This is a genomic window from Streptomyces atroolivaceus, assembly GCF_000717025.1.
Taxonomy (GTDB): domain Bacteria; phylum Actinomycetota; class Actinomycetes; order Streptomycetales; family Streptomycetaceae; genus Streptomyces; species Streptomyces atroolivaceus.
On the sequence record NZ_JNXG01000004.1, the window covers coordinates 278657 to 299572 of the forward strand.

At 71.7% G+C, this 20916-nt stretch carries 17 protein-coding genes; 7 read left to right on the forward strand and 10 right to left on the reverse strand.

The annotated features are described in order from the left end of the window. The first annotated feature begins 57 nt into the window (after window positions 1-57). The 3 genes from OO67_RS12865 to OO67_RS12875 all read left to right on the forward strand — a co-directional run bounded on the left by OO67_RS12865 (window position 58) and on the right by OO67_RS12875 (window position 4110). Complete coding sequence (locus OO67_RS12865) at window positions 58-1080, forward strand: endonuclease/exonuclease/phosphatase family protein (RefSeq protein WP_033299857.1); 1023 nt, start codon at window positions 58-60, stop codon at window positions 1078-1080. Between the two features lie 328 nt (window positions 1081-1408). Continuing rightward, window positions 1409-2602 (forward strand): Cmx/CmrA family chloramphenicol efflux MFS transporter, encoded by a 1194-nt coding sequence (locus OO67_RS12870; protein WP_033299858.1) that lies wholly within the window; start codon window positions 1409-1411, stop codon window positions 2600-2602. Window positions 2603-2892: 290 nt separating this feature from the next. Beyond that, window positions 2893-4110 (forward strand): MFS transporter, encoded by a 1218-nt coding sequence (locus OO67_RS12875; RefSeq protein ID WP_033299860.1) that lies wholly within the window; start codon window positions 2893-2895, stop codon window positions 4108-4110. A 97-nt stretch (window positions 4111-4207) separates the two neighbouring features. Here OO67_RS12875 and OO67_RS12880 read toward each other — a convergent pair whose 3' ends face one another. The 4 genes from OO67_RS12880 to OO67_RS12895 form a co-directional block, all read right to left on the reverse strand. Next, window positions 4208-5962 (reverse strand): NAD+ synthase, encoded by a 1755-nt coding sequence (locus OO67_RS12880; RefSeq protein WP_033299861.1) that lies wholly within the window; start codon window positions 5960-5962, stop codon window positions 4208-4210. 113 nt (window positions 5963-6075) lie between these two features. Beyond that, complete coding sequence (locus tag OO67_RS12885; RefSeq protein ID WP_033299862.1) at window positions 6076-6501, reverse strand: CBS domain-containing protein; 426 nt, start codon at window positions 6499-6501, stop codon at window positions 6076-6078. Window positions 6502-6735: 234 nt separating this feature from the next. Continuing rightward, window positions 6736-7404: a DUF305 domain-containing protein gene (locus tag OO67_RS12890; protein WP_033299864.1), complete on the reverse strand. Its 669-nt coding sequence runs from the start codon at window positions 7402-7404 to the stop codon at window positions 6736-6738. After that, window positions 7401-8075, reverse strand: a complete 675-nt coding sequence (locus OO67_RS12895; RefSeq protein ID WP_033299866.1) for a DUF3105 domain-containing protein — start codon at window positions 8073-8075, stop codon at window positions 7401-7403. The genes OO67_RS12890 and OO67_RS12895 overlap by 4 nt, the downstream gene beginning before the upstream one ends. 245 nt (window positions 8076-8320) lie before the next feature. Here OO67_RS12895 and glnA point away from each other — a divergent pair, with 245 nt between their 5' ends. Then, entirely contained in the window at window positions 8321-9682 is a 1362-nt protein-coding gene (gene glnA / locus OO67_RS12900) for a type I glutamate--ammonia ligase (protein WP_014156604.1), read from the forward strand. Between the two features lie 183 nt (window positions 9683-9865). Here the strand turns inward: glnA and OO67_RS12905 are convergent, their stop codons facing one another. After that, entirely contained in the window at window positions 9866-11140 is a 1275-nt protein-coding gene (locus tag OO67_RS12905) for a DUF1266 domain-containing protein (protein WP_033299867.1), read from the reverse strand. Window positions 11141-11367: 227 nt separating this feature from the next. Next, window positions 11368-12621: an MFS transporter gene (locus OO67_RS12910; protein ID WP_033299868.1), complete on the reverse strand. Its 1254-nt coding sequence runs from the start codon at window positions 12619-12621 to the stop codon at window positions 11368-11370. Window positions 12622-12875: 254 nt separating this feature from the next. Between OO67_RS12910 and OO67_RS12915 the strand changes: the two genes are divergently transcribed. Continuing rightward, complete coding sequence (locus OO67_RS12915; protein ID WP_033299870.1) at window positions 12876-13361, forward strand: hypothetical protein; 486 nt, start codon at window positions 12876-12878, stop codon at window positions 13359-13361. Between the two features lies 1 nt (window position 13362). Here the strand turns inward: OO67_RS12915 and OO67_RS12920 are convergent, their stop codons facing one another. Beyond that, window positions 13363-13689 carry a hypothetical protein gene (locus OO67_RS12920; RefSeq protein ID WP_033299872.1) on the reverse strand — a complete coding sequence of 109 codons (327 nt, stop codon included), beginning with the start codon at window positions 13687-13689 and terminating at the stop codon, window positions 13363-13365. A 311-nt stretch (window positions 13690-14000) separates the two neighbouring features. Between OO67_RS12920 and OO67_RS12925 the strand changes: the two genes are divergently transcribed. Next, window positions 14001-14789, forward strand: a complete 789-nt coding sequence (locus OO67_RS12925; protein WP_033299874.1) for a putative protein N(5)-glutamine methyltransferase — start codon at window positions 14001-14003, stop codon at window positions 14787-14789. Between the two features lie 119 nt (window positions 14790-14908). Here the strand turns inward: OO67_RS12925 and OO67_RS12930 are convergent, their stop codons facing one another. Further along, entirely contained in the window at window positions 14909-15433 is a 525-nt protein-coding gene (locus OO67_RS12930) for a pyridoxamine 5'-phosphate oxidase family protein (RefSeq protein ID WP_033299875.1), read from the reverse strand. Between the two features lie 149 nt (window positions 15434-15582). On the opposite strand from OO67_RS12930, the gene OO67_RS12935 reads away from it, so the two are divergent. Further along, window positions 15583-18579, forward strand: coding sequence for a bifunctional [glutamine synthetase] adenylyltransferase/[glutamine synthetase]-adenylyl-L-tyrosine phosphorylase (locus OO67_RS12935; RefSeq protein ID WP_033299876.1), 2997 nt, complete (start codon window positions 15583-15585; stop codon window positions 18577-18579). 108 nt (window positions 18580-18687) lie between these two features. Here the strand turns inward: OO67_RS12935 and OO67_RS12940 are convergent, their stop codons facing one another. Together OO67_RS12940 and OO67_RS12945 are read right to left on the reverse strand one after the other, a co-directional pair. Next, a complete protein-coding gene (locus OO67_RS12940) occupies window positions 18688-19575 on the reverse strand; it encodes a phosphatase PAP2 family protein (protein WP_382055847.1) in 888 nt (295 codons plus the stop codon). Between the two features lie 187 nt (window positions 19576-19762). After that, window positions 19763-20806 carry a LacI family DNA-binding transcriptional regulator gene (locus tag OO67_RS12945; RefSeq protein WP_033299877.1) on the reverse strand — a complete coding sequence of 348 codons (1044 nt, stop codon included), beginning with the start codon at window positions 20804-20806 and terminating at the stop codon, window positions 19763-19765. Between the last annotated feature and the right edge of the window lie 110 nt (window positions 20807-20916).

Genomic DNA, 20916 nt, shown 5'->3' on the forward strand with positions numbered 1-20916 from the left:
TCGCCTAGGGTCGGGAGGCGCGGTGATGTGTACGGCAAGGCAGTGAGGACGAGCGCAATGGTGCAGGCGTACAGGGCGGACACCGAGAACACCGGCGCGGGTCAGCAGCCGGACTCCCGTTTCCGGGCACTGCGTCACAGACTGGCCTCCGACCGGGGCATCTGGCGGCGCGGCATCCTCCTGGCGCTGTGGTCGGTCCTCCTGACCGTCATCATGGTCTTCCACGCCGAGATCCCGAACGCCATCGGCAACCTGGGCAGCCTCACCGAGACGTTCCTGCCCTGGTTCGGCCTTCTCGTGCCGTTCCTGCTGCTCCTCGGTCTGGTCCGGCGCTCCGCGACCGCGGTGATCGCCCTCGTCCTGCCCGTCGCGGTCTGGCTCAATCTCTTCGGCGGCCTGCTGTTCGCCGACAAGTCGGGCACCGGGGGCGACTTCACGGTCGCCACCCACAACGTCAACGCGGGCAACCCCGACCCCGCGGGAACCGCCCAGCAGGTCGCGGGCTCCGGCGCCGACGTCGTGGCCCTGCAGGAACTGCCGAGCGGCAAGGTGGCGGCGTACGAGGACGCGCTCGCCGACCGTTATCCGCACCACTCCGTGCAGGGCACCGTCGGCCTGTGGAGCAAGTACCCGGTGACGGACTCCAGCCCCGTCGACATCAAGCTCGGCTGGACCCGGGCCATGCGTGCCACGGTCACCACCCCCGAGGGCCCGGTCAAGGTGTACGTCGCCCACCTCCCCTCCGTACGGGTCAAGCTGAACGCGGGCTTCACCGCCAACCAGCGGGACGACAGCGCGGACGCGCTGGGCGAGGCGATCGCCCACGAACCGCTGGACCGGGTGGTCCTGCTCGGCGACCTGAACGGCACGATGAACGACCGCTCGCTGAACGCGGTCACCGCCCAGATGCGCTCCACCCAGGGCGCGGCGGGCGACGGATTCGGCTTCAGCTGGCCGGCGTCCTTCCCGATGGCACGGATCGACCAGATCATGGTGCGGGGCCTCGAGCCCCTCGCCTCCTGGACCCTCCCCGCCACGGACAGCGACCACCTCCCGATCGCGGCCCGCGTCCAGTTGTGAGCACGCGGGTGAATGACGGGGCACCCGCGCTATGCTCTCCCGCATGTCCAGCCCCGAGTCCGACAGACTCCGGCCGCCGGTCCGCCGGTGGCCCGTCCGTGACGCCGCAAGCCTCTGACCCCAGCGGTCAGCCGGCTTCCCCTGTCGCGCCGTCGACCACCGCCGGATCCTCCCCGGCGGTGCGGGCCGACTCCCATGTCCCGTAAGAAAACCGGACATTCCACCGCGTTGCCGTCCCCGCGCTCCGGCGCGTGACGACGGGCGCGGCCCGCATCCCCCTGCACACCGCTCGTTCCTCCGACCGGTTCCGTACAAGGGGCTTCTCCTCATGCCATTCGCTGTATACGTGCTCGGGCTCGCGGTCTTCGCCCAGGGCACATCGGAGTTCATGCTGTCCGGCCTGCTCTCGGGCATCGCCGGTGACCTGGACGTCTCACTGGGCGCGGCCGGGCTGCTGACCTCGGCCTTCGCGCTCGGGATGGTGGTCGGTGCGCCGCTCACCGCTCTGGCCGGCCGGACCTGGCCCCGGCGCAGGGCACTGCTCTTCTTCCTGGGTGTCTTCGTCGCCGTCCACGTCGTCGGCGCCCTGACCTCCAGCTACGGGGTGCTGCTCGCCACCCGGGTGGCGGGGGCGCTGGCCAACGCCGGCTTCTGGGCGGTGGCACTGGTCACCGCGCTGGCCATGGTCCCCCCGCACCAGCGGGCCCGGGCCACCGCGGTGGTCGTCGGCGGTGTCACCGTCGCGTGTGTGGTGGGCGTTCCGGCGGGTGCGGCGCTCGGCGAGCTGTGGGGCTGGCGCTCGGCGTTCTGGGCCGTCGCCCTCGTCTCCGTACCGGCTGCGATCGCCTTGCTGGTGGCGGTGCCCGGGGGCCGGTCCGACGACGCGCCGGGGGTGAGCGCGCGGAGTGAACTGCGGACCCTCGGCCGGCCCCGGCTGCTGCTGACGCTCCTGGTGATGGCGCTCGTGCAGGGGGCGACCTTCTGCACGTTCTCCTACCTGGAACCGCTGGTCACCGAGGTCACCGGGTTCGGCGCGGGCTGGGTGCCCGTGGTGCTCGCCCTGTTCGGCGTCGGCTCGTTCGCGGGTGTCACCCTGGCGGGACGGATGGCCGACAGCCGTCCGGAGGCGGTCATCGGGCTGGGCATGACCGCGCTGGCCGTCGGCTGGGGAGCCCTGGCCCTGGCCGCCGCCCACCCGGTGGCGGCGCTCGCACTCGTCCTGCTCCAGGGCGCGCTGGCCTTCGGTACGGGAACGACGCTGATCACCCGGGTCTTCCACCTGGCACCGGACGCCCCGACGATGGCGGGCTCCTTCGCGACGGCGGCCTTCAACGTGGGTGCGGCGGTCGGCCCCTGGCTCGGCGGTCTGGCCCTGGGTGCCGGCCTCGGCTTCCGCGCCCCGGTCTGGGTGAGTGCCCTGCTGATGTGCCTGGCCCTCGCCGGCGCGGGCGCGCTGGCGGCGTCCTCCGGTGCCGTACGGAGGAACCTCACCGCCCGGAGGCGTCCGGCGCCGGAGCGATGACGGCGAAGGCCCGGCCGTGGGAGGACGCTGTTGGTTGCGTCTGGGAGCGGCCGGGCCTCGTGGCCCCAGGGCCGGCCGCGACTGCCGGCGGCAGGGCGCACCCACCGAGTGACGCCCACATCACACCCCGCCGCAACGGCATGTTCACGTCCGGGCATAAAACGTCTGAGAGACTTTGTTCCGACGGGGTACATAACCCGTCCCGGCAACGAAGCCGACGCTCCCGCACATATTTCGCCGCCACCCGGCCCTCATGGTCCGGGCGGCCCCCTGCCCGAAAGGTCTTCTCCATGCCCCTGGCCCTGCTCGCCCTCGCTGTGAGCGCCTTCGGCATCGGCACCACCGAGTTCGTGATGATGGGGCTGCTGCCCAACGTCGCGGACGATCTGGGAACGTCCGTACCCACCGCCGGATACCTCGTCTCGGCGTACGCGATCGGCGTCGTCGTAGGTGCCCCCCTGCTCACCGGTCTCGGTTCCAGGATCCCGCGCAAGCGGATGCTCCTGCTGCTGATGGCCGTCTTCACCGTCGGTAACCTCGCTTCCGCCTTCGCCCCCGACTTCGGCTGGCTGCTGGCAGGCCGGTTCCTGGCGGGACTGCCGCACGGGGCCTTCTTCGGGGTCGGCGCCGTCGTCGCCGCACGCCTCGTACCGGACGGCCGTCAGGCCCGCGCCGTCGCCACGATGTTCCTCGGCCTGACCGTGGCCAACATCGTCGGCGTACCCGCGGCGACCCTCCTGGGGCAGCACCTCGGCTGGCGCGCCACGTTCATGGTGGTCGCGGTGATCGGGCTGGCCGCGATGGCCGCGCTCGCCCGCCTCGTCCCGCAGATCCCCGTCGAGGCGCACCAGAACGTACGCCGTGAGATGAGCGCGCTCGGCAACCGCCAGGTCGTCCTCGGCCTCCTCACCGCCGTCCTCGGTTTCGCGGGTGTCTTCGCCGTCTACTCCTACCTCTCGTCCATGACGACCGAGGCGATGGGCTTCGGTGAGTCCTCCGTGACGCTCGTCCTCGCGCTCTTCGGCATCGGGATGACCCTCGGCGCGCTGGCGGCGGGACCGCTGACCGACCGGGCGCTCCGTCCCACCCTCTACGGCTCCCTCGGTGCCCTGGCCGTCGTCCTCGTCGTCTTCCCCTTCACCGTCCACGTGCAGTGGGCGGCGCTGGTCATGGTGGTGCTGCTCGGCGGCGTCGGCTTCATGACGACCACACCGCTGCAGATGCTCGTGATGAACAAGGCCAAGGACGCCCCCACCCTCGCGTCGGCCTCCAACCACTCCGCCTTCAACCTCGCCAACGCGGGCGGGGCCTGGCTCGGCGGTGTCGCCATCGCGGCAGGATGGGGCTGGACGTCTCCGGCCCTGGTCGGCGCGGTGCTGGCCGCCGCCGGACTGGCGGTGGCGGTCACGGCCGGTCTGCTGGACCGGACCCCGGGCACCTCGCGCGTGGTGGCATCCGGCACCCGGTCCGAGTCGCGCGAGCGCGTGGGGGCGCGCTCCGAGTCCTGAGACGCGCGGGGGCCGGGCCGGGCTGTCCTGCCCGCCCTCGCGGACCGTAGGACGGAGCCGGGCCGCACGCGCGTGCGGCCCGGCTCCGGTGCTCGCGTCAGCCCGACTCGCGCCACCGGTTCGTGACCGGGAGCCGGCGGTCCTTTCCGAAGCCCTTCGGCGAGATCTTCGTGCCCGGCGGGTACTGACGCCGCTTGTACTCCGCGGTGTCCACCATCCTCAGCGTCTTCGTCACCAGCGCGTCGTCGAACCCGGCCGCCACGATCGCGTCCCGGCCCTGGTCCCGGTCGACGTACAGCTCCAGGATCCGGTCCAGCACGTCGTAGTCCGGCAGCGAGTCCGAGTCCACCTGGTCCGGGCGCAGTTCGGCGCTCGGAGGTTTGGTGATGGACGCCTCCGGGATCGGCGGGATCTGGCCGCGCTCCTCGGCGGCGCGGTTGCGCCATTTCGCGAGGCGGAAGACCGACGTCTTGTACACGTCCTTGATCGGGCCGTACGCGCCGACGGAGTCCCCGTACAGCGTCGAATAGCCCACCGCCAGCTCGGACTTGTTGCCCGGTGCCAGCACGATCTGGCCCTCCTGGTTGGAGACGGCCATCAGCATCGTGCCGCGCAGCCGCGACTGGAGGTTCTCCTCGGCGAGCCCGGTGAGCCCCAGCGAGGCCATGTACGCGTCGAACATCGGCTCGATCGGTACGGTGCGGAAGTTCAGCCCCGTACGCCGTGCCAGCTCGGCGGCGTCACCCTTCGAGTGGTCCGACGAGTACTTCGACGGCATCGAGATGCCGTACACGTGCTGAGCGCCGAGCGCGTCGCAGGCGATGGCCGCGACCAGCGCCGAGTCGATGCCGCCGGAGAGCCCGATCAGCACGCTGCTGAAACCGTTCTTCGCGGCGTACGCCCGCAGCCCCACGACCAGCGCCGAGTACAGCTCCTCGTCGTCGTCGAGCCGCTCGGCGTACCCGCCGGCGAGCTCCGGTTCGTAGGCGGGGAGCGGCTCCCCGCTCAGCACCACGTGGTCGATCCGCAGCCCGTCGTTGACGACCCCGGACGGTGCCTCGGCCGCAGCGGCCGGCAGGTCCAGGTCGAGGATCACCGTGCCCTCGGCGAACTGGGGCGCGCGGGCTATGACTTCGCCGTCCTTGTCGACGACGATCGAGTCCCCGTCGAAGACCAGCTCGTCCTGGCCGCCGATCATCGCCAGGTACGCCGTCGTGCAGCCGGCCTCCTGAGCCCGCTTGCGGACCAGTTCCAGCCTTGTGTCGTCCTTGTCGCGCTCGTACGGAGAGGCGTTGATCGACAGCAGCAGCCCCGCTCCGGCGGCGCGCGCGGCCGGTACGCGGCCGCCGTCCTGCCAGAGGTCCTCGCAGATCGCGAGGGCCACGTCGACGCCGTGCACCCGCACGACGGGCATCGAGTCGCCCGGCACGAAGTACCGGAACTCGTCGAAGACGCCGTAGTTGGGCAGGTGGTGCTTGGCGAAGTTCAGCGCGACCTCGCCGCGGTGCAGCACCGCTGCGGCGTTGCGCGGGGAGCCCGCGGGCTGGCCGTAGCGTTCCGCGGCGTGTTCCGAGCGGTCGAGATAGCCGACGACGACCGGCAGCTCGCCGAAGCCCTCGTCGGCGAGGCGGACGGCGAGCGCGCGCAGTGCGGTCCGTGAGGCCTCGACGAAGGACGACCGCAGGGCGAGGTCCTCGACGGGGTACCCGGTCAGTACCATCTCGGGGAACGCCACCAGGTGGGCGCCCTGCTCGGCGGCGTGCCGGGTCCAGTGGACGATCGACCCGGAGTTACCGGCGAGGTCTCCGACGGTCGCGTCGATCTGATTCAGTGCGAGGCGTAGTTGAGGCACGCGGCCAGTGTAATCGTCTGACTGACGCGATGTCCTGCTCCGCCCGGTGCCCCCGCGGGTGCGGGGGCACCGGGCCGGGGGTGCGCGGGGGCGGACGGCGGGCGGGCGGGGAGTCAGGTACGGGTGTAGACCTTCTCCGCCCAGCCGGCGACCTGCTCGTCCGAGAGGTGGAGCGCCAGGTCCGCCTCGCTGATCATGCCGATCAGCTTCTTGTCCTCGACCACCGGGAGCCTGCGGATCCGATGGCTCTGCATCTCCTCCAGCACCGCGTCGACGTCCGCCGTCGACTCGATCCAGCGCGGGGTGCCGTCGCAGAGCTCGCCCGCCGTCACCTTCGACGGATCGTGCCCCGACGCCACGCACTTGATCACGATGTCGCGGTCGGTGATGATGCCGACCATCCGGTCCTGCTCGCCGTTGGCGGAGACGGGCAGAGCCCCCACCTTGTGGTCCCGCATCATCTCGGCCGCGCGGTCGAGCGTCTCGTGGGCGGGGATCCAGTGGGCCCCGGTGTGCATGATGTCCTTGGCCGTGGTCATGGGGTTGCCTCCTGCGTGCCGGTGGGCACTGCTGTACGGCCCCGAGTCCTTCCATCGTCGCGGGCCCGCCCGCCGCACGCGAACGCTGTCACCCGTTCGGCGTACGCCGGGCTCAAGGCCGGGGGCGTACGCCGGGTCCAGGCCCGGGGGCGTGCGCCGGGCTCAGGGCCGGGGGCGTGCGCCGGGCCGGTCCCGTGCTCAGGACCGGGGGCGTGCGCCGGGCCGGTCCCGTGCTCAGGACCGGGGTGCCGCCCCACGCGCCGCGAGCATGTCCGCCATCAGGTCGAGCTCGGACTGCTGGGCCTCGACCATGCCCTGGGCGAGGCGCTTCTCCACCGCCACCGTGCACTGCCCGGCGCAGCCGCGGGCCATGGTGACGCCGCCCTCGTGGTGGTCGGTCATCAGCTGGAGGAAGAGGATCTCGGCCTGCCGGCCGTCGGCCTCGCCCAGCCGTTTCAGCTCGGTCCTGGTCGCCATGCCGGGCATGAGCGCCCCGTCGTGGTCAGTGCCGTGCGTGCTGTGGGCGCCGTGGGCGCCCGGCATCCAGGCCATCGGGCCCTGCCCTTCGGGCGCCGTTTTGGGCAGCTCCCACAGGTCCAGCCAGCCGAGCAGCATGCCCCGCTGGTTGGCCTGCGTGTTGGCGATGTCGTACGCGAGACGCCGTACGTCCTCGTCACGCGTACGGTCCCGCACGATGAAGGACATCTCCACGGCCTGCTGGTGGTGGACGGCCATGTCCCGCGCGAAGCCCGCGTCCGCGGACTGTGCCGAGGGCGTGCGGGGCGCGTGCGGAGCCCCGTCGCCGCGCGCGGAGGCGACCGTGGCCGCGCCGGCGAACAGCAGGGCGAGGGCCACGGCGGAGCCCGCCACCCACCGATTACGCCGGGTGAGGGCGGCGCTCACCCGTCGATCCCGCCGGTGCACGGCGCGCCGGGCTCGGGTGTCTGCGCACCCTGGACGTACTTCGCGAAGAACCGGGCCACCCGAGGGTCGTCCGCGCCGTCCACCGTGACCTGCTTGCCCCAGGCGCTGAGCATGAGGGACCCGGCCTGGCCCTCGTACGGGGACATCAAGGAGTACGGGGTGCTCCTGACCCGGGAGGCGAGTGCCTCGACGTCGGAACCGGAGGCCTTCCCGTTGTACGTCACCCATACCGCGCCGTGCTCCAGGGCGTGTACGGCGTTGACGTCCGGGACCGCCTTCTCGTATACGACGCCGTCGCAGTTCAGCCAGGCCGGATGGTGGTTCCCGCCGACGGGCGGCGCCATGGCGTACTCCACGCCGGTCGTGACGTGCTCGCGGGTCAGCTTCTGTGCGTCCCACGTCTTCTCGTCCGCGATCGGCTCGGCGGCGAGCTTCTTCTTCTCCTGCTCGGTCTGCTTGGCGTCCTGGGCCTGGCTCTCCCCGGTCTTCTCCTTCGCCTCGGACTTCTCCAGGAGCATGTACGAGCCGAAACCGAGCAGGCCGGCGACGACGACGGCGCTCAGGCCTATGGCGACGACCCGGTTGCGGCGGTCGCGTGCACGGCCGGCGCTGCGCATCTGCTCCATGCGGGTCCTGCGGTCGAAGCTCATGACGTCGGGTCCTTCTGCCAAGGGGGAGTGAGGGACGGGAGCGGAGCGGGGCGGAACCGGGTGCCGGGGGCCGTGGCCGGGCGACCGCGGCCCGTGCACACCGTGGGCGCCGATCGTAGTGGGTGGCCGCGTGCTCTCTCTCACACCGTGTGCGTAATCTGGGTGAAATCCCGGGTCGTGATACTGAGGTGTCCCCCTACCCCGGGCGGTGGTGCACGGACCGTCTGAACTGCAAGGATGTGGCTATGGACAAGCAGCAGGAATTCGTCCTCAGGACGCTTGAGGAGCGCGACATCCGCTTCGTACGGCTGTGGTTCACCGATGTTCTCGGTTACCTCAAGTCCGTCGCCGTGGCCCCGGCCGAGCTCGAACAGGCCTTTGACGAGGGAATCGGCTTCGACGGCTCCGCGATCGAGGGCTTCGCCCGTGTATACGAATCGGACATGATCGCCAAGCCGGACCCCGGCACGTTCCAGATCCTTCCGTGGCGTGCGGAGGCCCCGGGGACGGCGCGGATGTTCTGCGACATCCTGATGCCGGACGGCTCGCCCTCCTTCGCGGACCCGCGCTTCGTCCTCAAGCGCATCCTCGCGAAGACCTCCGACCTGGGCTTCACCTTCTACACCCACCCGGAGATCGAGTTCTTCCTGCTGAAGAACAAGCCGGTCGACGGCAGCCGCCCCACCCCGGCAGACAGCTCGGGCTACTTCGACCACACCCCGCAGAACGTCGGCATGGACTTCCGCCGCCAGGCGATCACGATGCTCGAATCGATGGGCATCTCCGTCGAGTTCAGCCACCACGAGGGCGCCCCCGGCCAGCAGGAGATCGACCTGCGGTACGCGGACGCGCTCTCCACCGCCGACAACATCATGACCTTCCGCCTGGTCATGAAGCAGGTCGCGCTGGAGCAGGGCGTGCAGGCCACCTTCATGCCGAAGCCGTTCTCGGAGTACCCGGGCTCGGGCATGCACACCCACCTCTCCCTCTTCGAGGGCGACCGCAACGCCTTCTACGAGTCCGGTGCCGAGTACCAGCTGTCGAAGGTGGGCCGCTCCTTCATCGCGGGCCTGCTCAAGCACGCCGCGGAGATCTCCGCCGTGACGAACCAGTGGGTCAACTCGTACAAGCGCATCTGGGGCGGCTCCAGCCGCTCCGCGGGCGCCGGCGGCGAGGCCCCCTCGTACATCTGCTGGGGCCACAACAACCGCTCCGCGCTGATCCGCGTCCCGATGTACAAGCCCGGCAAGACCGGCTCGGCCCGCGTCGAGGTCCGCTCCATCGACTCCGGCGCCAACCCGTACCTGACGTACGCGGTCCTGCTCGCCGCGGGCCTCAAGGGCATCGAGGAGGGCTACGAGCTCCCGGCCGGTGCCGACGACGACGTCTGGGCCCTCTCCGACTCGGAGCGCCGCGCGATGGGCATCGAGCCGCTGCCGCAGAACCTGGGCGAGGCGATCTCCCTGATGGAGAAGAGCGAGCTGGTGGCGGAGACCCTGGGCGAGCACGTCTTCGACTTCTTCCTGCGCAACAAGAAGCAGGAGTGGGAGGAGTACCGCAGCGAGGTCACGGCCTTCGAGCTGAAGAACCTGCTGCCGGTGCTGTAGCGGCTGGTCAGCGGTCCAGAGAACGGAATGAGGGCGGGTCGCCCGGTTCAGCCGAAGCGACCCGCCCGCGGTCACGATCAGCTCTGGGCCGCCAAGGGGCCTTCAGACCCGGATGGCGGCCCGACTGCGCCGGTTACGAGACCGATCATGTGGAAGCTCGGTCAGCCCCAGCACCTGCACACCTCAGGTCCAGGGGAGCGTGCGCCACGGGCTGGCCGGGTCACTGGTCAGGGCGCGGTGGGTCGCGAGGGCAGTCTCGTACCACTCGCCGAACTCCTCTTCGTCGAAGTGGAGGCATCGGCCAAGAACGTAGGCGGCCGAGAAGTTCTCCCACGAGCGGTAGTTGAGCTGGACGAGACGGCCGGCGCGGACCACGGCCGCCTCCGCCTCCTGCAGGGAGCACAGGCGGGCGGCGAGGCCCCAGCGGGCCATACCGGAAGCCCGGCCGTAGTCCCAGGCCTCGACACTTTGGACGAAGCCCCCTTCGGGTAGAAGGCCGTCGGCGCGGAACCGCGCCTCGTAGCGGGCGATACGGCCGATCAGCCGCTGCACGCCGGTCACTTGTCCCTCCAGCTCCGCTGCGGTGACGGTGCGGCCCTGAGTGACACCGTCCGCGGTCAGGCAGGGTTCGGCGGCGGCCTCGGTGCGCCGGCGCACCACATTCGCCGCGGCCTCGCGCCAGTGGTCGACGTCGACGGGGCCCGCGAAGTCCAGGACCATGGAGCGGCGCAGCTGCAGGACGAACTCCCAGACGCCGCTGACCATCCCGGCGCGCAGCAGCTGTTCCTGCGTGTCCAGCCAGTCCTCGCGGGTGGTGACACCCCACCAGCGTTCCAGCGTGCGCTTCTCGTTGCGGTAGCCGCCACCGTGGTAGGCCATCGCGTTCCAGTAGCGGCCGTTGCGCACGTTGATGTGCGCGCCGGCCGCGAGACCGAAGGCGACCGGACCGCTACGTGGCCCGCCCATCTCCAGGGTGTGGACGACGTCCTGGGCCAGCCCCGGCCGTTCGACCAAGGCTGAGTGGCGCTGCCACAGGGCGCGGCCCTCCGGCCCGGCCGGCAGGACGCCCTCGCAGGGGCTGCCTGGGTTGACGACGAGGTAGGGCGGGTCGTTCTGGTCCCAGGCCTCCGCGAACCAGCCCAAGTCGTAGCAGTTGTAGACCGGGTCGGCGACGGGCGGCGGCAGCATGCCGCCGGTGTAAACGGCCAGGCACATGGTCTGGGTCTGAGGGCTCCAGTAGGGGTGGAAGCGGGTGTTGCCCGGGTTCGCGTCGACGTACGCCCGCGACTGCATCATGTACAGGTCGGCCCGGGCGACGAGGTCGTAATATGCGGGCCAGTCGCCGCGCGACCTCGCCTCGTACAGCCCCCACTCGACCGCGCTCGGCGCCTGCCAGCCCTGTGCTGGGGCCGTCGGACCGGGCAGGGCTCCTCCGTCGTGACCTGCTGTCAAACCCATGGGCAAACCTTAAGGGGTGGTCCCACGGTCGGCGTACGACTCCGGGGCGTAGGACCCGCGTAGCTCCGCGCAAGGCTCATGCAAGGGTCCTGGTGCCATCTCGGCCGGTGTCGGATGGGCTGCCCTCGTGGACCCAGTGGTACGGCTCACCGAGTTGTCGCGCTGCCGGACCCGTTGAGGACCTCGCCGGGCCGGCGGTCCCCGCTGCCGGACGGCCCGTCACCGCTTCAGTCGTGCCGGGCCGTCCGGGCGTCGTGCGGAGCCCCGTCAGGCGCGGCCGCCTGCGCGGCGTGCACGTCCGGACGCGTGGTGCGCCGGGTGCCGATGGCCGGGGCGAGGAAGACCGCCACGGCGACGAACGCGAGGACGACGATCATGGCGGAGCGCAGCCCGTAGTGGTCGCCGAGGAAGCCGAGGCCGGGGGGCCCGACGAGGAAGGCGATGTAGCCGATCATCGCCACCAGGCTGACGCGCGCCGCCGAGTCGGGGCCCGAGTCGCCGGCCGCGGAGAGCGCGACCGGGAAACCGAGTGAGGCTCCCAGGCCCCAGAAGAGCACAGCGGCACCGGCGAGGACGGGGGAGTCGGCGAAGATGACGAGCGTGAGCCCGAGGGCCGCGGACAGTGCGCTGGCCCGGACGACCGGGGCGCGGCCGAATCGGTCGATGAAGAAGCCGCCGCCGAAGCGGCCGATCGTCATGGCGGCGGCGAAGCCCGCGTAGACGGCCGATCCCAGGGCCGGGTCCACGCCATGGCCGTCGACCATGAGCAGTGGCAGCCAGTCGTTGGCGGCGCCCTCCGCCAGTGCCATGGCGAGGATGATGCCGCCGATCAGCAGCAGCCGCCTGTCCTTCCACACCGCCGCCCGGGGCGGCGCCGTGCTGCCGTCGGCCGGCCGGGGCCCCTTGGTCCTGCCGACCGAGGCCGGGATGGCGCGGAAGGCGTGGACGAACATCGCGGCGGCGACGACGGCTGTCGCGGTCAGGTGCCACTGCACCGGGAACTCGATGGCGGTGAACAGGATGCCGACCGCGGCTCCCACGACCGTGCCGAGGCTGAAGAAGCCGTGCAGGGTGGGCAGCACGGTGCGGCCGATGATCTGTTCGACCTCGGCGCCGTCGATGTTGACCGCGACCTCCCCGCCGCCCATCCCTGCGCCGAAGAGGAACAGCCCGGCCGTGACGGTGGGGGCCGAGGAGAGCAGGGCTCCCCAGCCGATGACCACCATGCTGAGGATGACCAGTGCCGTCCCCACACCCATGACCGGCCTGGTGCCGAACCGTGCCACCAGAGCACCGGAGCCGAGGATGCCGAGCATGGAGCCGACGGACAGGCCGAACAGGACGAGCCCCATCTGGGCCGTGGAAGCGCCCAGCTGATCCCTGATGTCGGGCGTCCGCGTCACCCAGGAGGAGATCGCCAGGCCGGGCATGAGGAAGAAGAGGAACAACGCCGTTCGGCGGCGACGGGTGGCCAGGTCCATCAGACACGTCTTTCACGAGAACACGGCAGGGCGTACGTCACCCCGGGCAGAGCATGTACGAACGTACACTCCGGCGCCGGGCAGAGGAAGAGCGCCCGGCGAGGAGCAGGCGGGCGGAGCGCTCCCGCACCGTCTGGGCGGGCCCCGGTCAGCGGTAGGGGCGTGCGAGGGTGCAAGGGGGGCAGCCGTACCCGTAGACCGTGGGCCCGTCGTGAACGGCCCGCGAACCGCTGCCGAGCCCAGGAGGAAGACGTATGACGACGCTGGCCGTGACCGGGCACACCGACCTGACCGAAAAGACCGTGCCGCTCGTACGGGCGGCGCTGCGCGAGGTGCTGAAGCCCTACAGCGAGGACCTCACGGGGATCTCGTGCATCGCCGCCGGCGCCGACTCGCTCTTCGCGGAGGAGGTCTCCGCCATGGGCGGCCGCCTCGTCGTCGTCGTTCCGTCGCTGGACTATCGCAGTGCAGTGGTGAAGCCCGAGGACCTTCCGGTCTTCGACCATCTCAACGAGACCGCCGTCGAGGTGCAGACCCTGCCGTACGAGAGCGCCGACCGTGCGGCCTACGAGGCGGCCAACTCCGAGCTGCTGGAGCGCGCCGACCGTCTGGTCGCCGTGTGGGACGGAACGCCGTCCACGGGCCGGGCCGGCGGGACGGCAGACCTGGTCGAGGAGGCCCGGCGGGCCGGGCTGCCCGTGGACGTGGTCTGGCCGGACGGCGCCGTGCGGGGCGGCTGAGTCACCTTCCGCGTACGGCCGCGGTGACCGCCAGTGCCATGGTTCCCGTCAGGACGGTCACCACGAGTGAGGCGAAGAACAGCACCACCAGCCATCCAGGGGCCGCTCCGGTGACCGTCCCGTCCGCGGCCGCGCAGGCCACCTCCGTCGGGAAGACCTGCCTGCGTACGTCGTCGCAGGTGTTGGGCAGGTCGTCGTTGACGGCGTACGCCTGGATCCAGCACATGGCCCAGCTCGCCAGGAAGACGGCCAGCGCGCTGAACGAAACGGCCCACAGGTGGTTCGGGCCCGCCGGCCGCGGCGTACCGCCCCTCGACTCCGGTGACATGCGGGGAGCCTATCCGCACGGCGTCAGGACGGGGCGGGCGTCCCGGCCGGCGTCCGGTGGTGACGTGCGGGGTGGCGGGGCGCGCGGGCGCGGTTCCCGCAGCGCCAGCAGTCCTCGAAGGCCGCAGATGTGAGGCATCGTCAGGTGGGTGCCGGTCCGGTAGTGTGACCCCTCCCGAGACCGGGACCGACCCAGGAGGTGAGACCCATTACCGCTTCAGCAGGCTGGGCGCTCACCCCTCGCCGTCGTGTGGCCGACCGGGCCTGAGCGATCGCGGAGCGCCCATCGGTCATCCCGAAAGGCTCCGCACCATGCAGGAACACGCCCCACCGCTCACCTTCCCCGCCCTCGTCACCGCGCTCCGCGCCGCCGGCTGTGTGTTCGCCGAGGACGAGGCGGAACTCCTTCTCGCCTCAGCGGCGGACCCCGCCGGACTCGCCGCCATGCTGGAACGCCGTGCAGCCGGCCTGCCGCTCGAACACGTGGTCGGCTGGGCCGAGTTCTGCGGTCTGCGGATCGAAGTGGACCCCGGGGTCTTCGTGCCACGTCGGCGTACCGAATTCCTCGTCCGGCAGGCTGTGGCCCTCGCGTCCGGCCGGGCGGTCGTGGTCGACCTCTGTTGCGGGACCGGCGCGCTCGGCAGGGCACTCGCGTCGTCGCTGCCCGAGGCCGAACTGCACGCCGCCGACGTGGAACCCGCCGCCGTGCGCTGCGCCCGGCGCAACGTGGGCGGGCGCGGGACGGTCTACGAGGGCGACCTCTTCACGCCCCTGCCCCGCTCGCTGCGCGGGCGGGTCGACGTGCTGCTCGCCAACGTGCCGTACGTTCCGACCGAGGACGTCGAGCTGCTGCCCGCCGAGGCGCGCATCCACGAGCCGCGCGTCGCGCTCGACGGAGGCGGTGACGGGCTCGACGTGCTGCGGCGGGTCGTCGCCGAGGCGGACGACTGGCTGGCCCCCGGCGGCAGTCTGCTGGTCGAGACGAGCGAGCGGCAGGCGGCGCGCGCCCGGGAGACGGTGGGCAGCGGCGGACTGACCGCGCGCGTGGTCGTCTCCGAGGAGCTGTACGCCACCGTCGTCATCGGGACCCGGCCGCGCTAGGCCGGCCAGGGCCACCGGGCCGGTCCGCCTCCCCGGGGACCCGGCCGCGCCAGGGTCTCTCGTTCGGATCGGGCAGGCCAGGGCCACCGGGCCGGTCCGGCCCGGCCCCGTGGCGCCGCTCAGGCGAAGCGCCAGCGCGTCTGGCCGTACGGGTCGCCTTTGGCGAAACCGAAGGCGGTGCGGGGGGCCACCGCGAACACCTCCGCACGGCCGCCCGCACCGTTGGAGAACATCCCGTCCGTGACGCCGAAGTGCCAGTCGGCGCCGTACTTCGCCTCCCAGGCCTCGGCCAGCACGATCAGCCGCTGCTCGTCCGCCACCCGGGCGGCGCGGCCCTCGACCACCACGTCGAACCCCTCGTTCAGCGTGTTGGCGCCGGTGGTCAGGACGACCTCCGGGTTGGAGGCCAGGTTGCGCGCCTTCCGTTCGGAGGGGCCCGTGCAGAAATGCAGCGCGCCCTCCGACCAGAGGCCGATCAGCGGGGTGACGTGGGGGCGGCCGTCGGGCCGGACCGTGGACAGCCAGTACAGCTCCGCGCGGTCCAGCAGGGCGACCGCCTCCGCCCAGGGCCGGGCGGTGGCGTCCTCGCCGCTGTAGTGGGGGTCGAGAGTGGTGTCGGGGGTGGCTGTGTCCTTGGCCGGCATGGCGTGCCTCCTGGGGCGGTATGGCGGTGTGCGTGGCCTTTTCGTCGATCGTGCCTCTGCAGTACGGACTCCGCCGCCGCTCCGGATTCATCGGGGCCGGGCTAGGCTCGAAGGGCGGATATGTGTGATCGGCGGGCAGGAGACACAGGATGACGACGGTGCCGGGACGCAGAAGCAGTACGTTCACCCGACTGCTGCGGCACGGTTTCACCGATCCGTCCGCCGCCGAACGGCTGCTGGATCTGCCCGAGCTCTCCTCCGTACGGGCCGATCCCGTCCTCTTCGACGCCCTCGGGGCGACCGCCGACCCCGATCTGGCCCTGCACAGCCTCGTACGGCTCGTCGAGGCCGAGGAGGCCGGGGAGCGGCAGGTCCTGCTGGACACCCTGGTCACGGCCAAGCCGCTGCGGGACCGGCTCCTGGGGGCCCTGGGCGCCTCCGAGGCGCTCGGGGACCATCTGGCACGGCACCCGCGCGACTGGCAGGTGCTGGTCACGTACGAGGCCACCGATCTGCACCCCGGGGTCCCCGAGTTCGAACACATGCTCTGCGACGCCGTCGACCCGGACTCGCTGCGCGTCGCCTACCGCAGGTCACTGCTGTCGATAGCGGCCCGCGACGTGTGCGGCACGACCGACGTCGCCCAGGTCGCCGCGGAGCTCGCCGACCTTGCGACGGCCACGCTGCGGGCGGCGCTCGCCATCGCCCGGGCAGCCGCGCCCTCGGACGCCGCGCAGTGCAGGCTCGCCGTCATCGCGATGGGCAAGTGCGGCGGACACGAGCTGAACTACGTGTCCGACGTCGATGTGATCTTCGTGGGCGAGCCCGTGAACGGCGCGGAGGAGAGCGGCGCCATGCAGGCCGCGACCCGGCTGGCCGCCCACCTGATGCGCATCTGCTCCGACACCACCGTCGAGGGCACCATCTGGCCCGTCGACGCCAACCTCCGCCCCGAGGGCCGTAACGGGCCGCTGGTGCGGACCCTGTCCTCGCACCTCGCCTACTACCAGCGCTGGGCCAAGACCTGGGAGTTCCAGGCGCTGCTCAAGGCCCGGCCTGTCGCCGGCGACCCCGAGCTGGGGGCGGAGTACGTCGAGGCCGTGTCCCCACTGGTGTGGCAGGCCGCCGACCGGGAGAACTTCGTCAGCGATGTACAGAAGATGCGTCGCCGCGTCGTCGACAACATCCCCGTCGACCGTATAGACCGCGAACTCAAGCTCGGTCCCGGCGGCCTCCGGGACGTCGAATTCGCCGTACAACTGCTCCAGCTCGTCCACGGCCGCAGCGACAGCACCCTGCGCTCCGGCTCCACCCTGGAGGCACTGCGGGCCCTCGCCGACGGAGGATACGTCGGGCGGGCGGACGCCGCTCAGCTGGACGAGGCGTACCGCTTCCTGCGGACCATGGAGCACCGGATCCAGCTCTACCGGCTGCGCCGCACCCATCTGGTCCCCGAGGAGGAGGCCGACCTGCGCAGGCTCGGGCGTTCCCTCGGACTGCGTACGGACCCTGTCGCCGAGCTCAACCGGGCGTGGCGGCGGCACGCCTCCGTCGTACGGCGGCTGCACGAGAAGCTCTTCTACCGGCCGCTGCTCGACGCCGTCGCCCAGCTCGCGCCCGGCGAGAGCAGGCTCAGCGCGAAAGCGGCCGTCGTCCGGCTGGAGGCCCTCGGCTACGCGGACCCCGCCGCCGCCCTCAGGCACCTGGAAGCACTGTCGTCGGGGGTCTCCCGCAAGGCCGCGATCCAGCGCACCCTGCTGCCGGTGCTGCTCGGCTGGTTCGCGGACTCCGCCGACCCGGACGCCGGGCTCCTCGGCTTCCGGCAGGTGTCCGACGCGCTCGGCAAGACCCCCTGGTACCTGCGGCTCCTGCGCGACGAGGGCGCCGCGGCCGAGAACCTCGCCCGGGTCCTGTCCGCCGGCCGTCTCGCCCCCGACCTGCTGATGCGTGCCCCGGAGGCCGTCGCCATCCTCGGTGACCCCGAAGGCCTGAGGCCGCGCAGCCGGGACCACCTGGAGCAGGAGGTACTGGCCGCGGTCGGACGGGCACCGGGGGCCGAAGCGGCCGTCGCGGTGGCGCGCGGGGTCCGGCGCAGGGAACTGTTCCGTACGACCGCCGCCGATCTCATCGGCTCGTACGGCACCGAGGACAACCCCGCCGAGACCGACCCGGGTGCTCTCGCCGACCGGGTCGGCTCCGCGGTCACCGACCTGAACGCCGCCACCCTGTCCGGGGCGCTGCGCGCCGCTGTCCGGGAGCGGTGGGGCGACACCCTGCCGACCCGGTTCGCCGTCATCGGCATGGGCCGCTTCGGCGGTCACGAGCTGGGCTACGGATCGGACGCGGACGTCCTGTTCGTGCACGAACCCCGGGAAGGGGTCGGCGACGAGGAGGCGGCCAGGGCCGCGAACGCCGTCGTCACGGAGATGCGCAGACTGCTGGAGCTGCCGACCGCGGACCCGCCGCTCCTGATCGACGCCGACCTGCGGCCGGAGGGCAGGACCGGCCCCCTGGTGCGCACCCTGAAGTCGTACGAGGTCTACTACCGGCGCTGGTCGCTGGTCTGGGAGAGCCAGGCGCTCCTGCGCGCCGCGCCGGTGGCCGGGGACGAGGAGCTCGGCCGCGCCTTCATCGAGCTGATCGACCCGCTGCGGTACCCGATGGAAGGGCTGGGGGACGACGCGGTCCGGGAGATCCGGCGGCTCAAGGCGCGGATGGAGTCCGAACGCATGCCACGCGGGGCCGATCCGACGCTCCACACCAAGCTGGGGCGCGGCGGGCTGAGCGACGTCGAGTGGACCGTGCAGCTGATGCAGATGCAGCACGGCTGGGTGGAGCCCGGACTGCGGACCCCGCGTACGCGGGAGGCGCTGGCGGCGGCCTGCGCGGCGGGGCTCATCCCCGCGGAGGAGGCACAGACGCTGGACGAGGCGTGGGTCCTGGCCTCGCGGGTCCGTAACGCGGTGATGCTGGTGCGGGGGCGGCCGGGCGACACCTTCCCCTCGAACCCGCGTGAGATGACGGCGGTCGGCCGGTACCTGGGCTACGAGCCGGGGCACGTGGGGGACATGCTGGACGACTACCGGCGGATCACCCGGCGGGCCCGGGCGGTGGTGGAGGAGAGGTTCTACGGCGCCGCGGGGTGAGTGGGGTGAGTGGCGGGGCGCCGGGGCGGCCGGTCCGGCGCCCCGGCCCGTACGCCGTCCCGGCCGAGGCCCGTACCCGTCCCGGCCGAGGGGCCGGGAGAATGCCGCTCAGCCGCCGGGCGGGCTCGATCGCGGCGGGGCGGTTTCCGCCGCTCCGGCGGGTGAAGGACCGGCCTGAGCCGTCAGTTCGGGTGCGAGGGCGGGTGGCCGTCGCAGGGCGCGCAGGCGGCTCGTACCGGACTGCCGCACCTGCTTCGGCAGACGGTGCGGCAGCGCCCCGTACCAGGCGCAGGAGACCGCCACCCCGAACGCCAGGCAGGCCATACCGCCCACCGCGTCCAGCCAGAAGTGGTTCGCCGTCGCCACGATCACGACCAGCGTGGCCATGGGGTACAGGGCGCCGAGGATCCGCGCCCAGGGCGCGGTGGCCAGGGCGCATATGGTCAGACCGCACCACAGGGACCAGCCGATGTGCATGGACGGCATCGCCGCGTACTGGTTCGACATGTGCTTGAGGTCGCCCGAGGCCATCGAGCCCCACGTCTGGTGCAGCATCACCGTGTCTATGAAGGCGTTGCCGTTCATCAGCCGGGGCGGCGCCAGCGGGAAGACGTAGTAGCCGAGCAGGGCGACCGCCGTCGTGGCGAAGAGAACCAGGCGGGTGGCCGCGTAGCGGCCCGGGTGACGGCGGAAGAGCCAGACGAGCACACCGATGGTCACGACGAAGTGCAGCGTCGCGTAGTAGTAGTTCATCGACACGATCAGCCATGTCACCGAGTTGACGGCCCGGTTGACCGTTTCTTCGAAGGCGAGGCCCACGGTGCGCTCGAGTGACCAGATCCAGTCGGCGTTCCGCAGGGCCGCTGCCTTCTGCTCGGGCACGGCGTTGCGCACGAGCGAGTAGAGCCAGTAGCTGACCGCGATCAGCAGGATCTCGAACCAGATGCGTGGGTGGCGCGGGGAGCGCAGGGATCGGAGGGAGGGTCGGGTACGCATGCGTGAAAGGGTGATCGCTCTCGTTGAACCGGAGGCCGTCGTTCCGTTCGCGACGGGTGACGGGGTGGCCGCCGTGCGGTCTTCCTGTGTGGTCACGTGCGATTCACCCATAGGCGCAGAGTCTGCCAGATACGTCCCCCTCTGCCCGATGATCCTCCGGTCGGGTTCCGGTCGCACATCCAGGACTTCACCGATGGGCGCGAGGGGCCGAGGAGGGGCCCGGGCCCGAGGCCGTTGAACCGCGTACGACCAGTTCGGGCATGAACACGAACTCGCTGTGCGGAGCGGGTGTGCCGCCGATCTCCTCCAGCAGTGTGCGCACGGCGGCCTGGCCCATGGCCGTCACCGGCTGCCGGATCGTGGTCAGCGGCGGATCGGTGAACGCTATGAGGGGCGAGTCGTCGTAGCCGACCACCGAGAGGTCGCGCGGCACCTCCATCGACAGCCGGCGGGCGGCGCGGATCGCGCCGAGCGCCATCATGTCGCTCGCGCACACCACCGCGGTGCATCCGCGTTCCATCAGCGCCGAGGCGGCCGCCTGGCCGCCTTCCAGGGTGTACAGGGAGTGCTGGATCAGCTCCTCCACCGCGTCGGCGGTGAGATCCAGCTGTTCCCGCATCGTGGCGTGGAACCCCTCGATCTTGCGGAGCACGGGAACGAAGCGCTTGGGCCCGACCGCCAGACCGATCCGCTGGTGGCCCAGCGCGACCAGGTGCGTCACCGCGAGCCGCATCGCCGCCCGGTCGTCGGGGGAGATGAAGGGGGCCTGCACCTTGGGGGAGAATCCGTTGACCAGGACGAAGGGGACACCCTGGGCGCGCAGTTGCTCGTAGCGCTGCATGTCGGCGGAGGTGTCGGCGTGCAGTCCGGAGACGAAGATGATGCCCGAGACCCCGCGGTCGACGAGCATCTCGGTGAGCTCGTCCTCGGTGGAACCGCCAGGCGTCTGGGTCGCCAGCACCGGCGTGTAGCCCTGCCTGGTGAGTGCCTGGCCGATGACCTGGGCCAGCGCGGGGAAGATCGGGTTCTCCAGCTCGGGCGTGATCAGGCCGACGAGACCGGCACTGCGCCGGCGCAGCCGGACGGGGCGTTCGTAGCCGAGGACGTCGAGCGCCGCGAGGACGGATTCACGGGTGGCCGCTGCGACACCGGGCTTGCCGTTCAGTACGCGGCTGACCGTCGCTTCGCTGACCCCCGCCTGAGTTGCGATATCGGCAAGCCGTGCGGTCATGGCACTGGACTGTACCGGGCGCGTGTCGGATTGCCCACCGTGCGCGGGATTCGGGCGGTCCACCCCCGCAGCCACCGGCCGGAGGGTTTCTCGCAGCAATATCTTGCAAG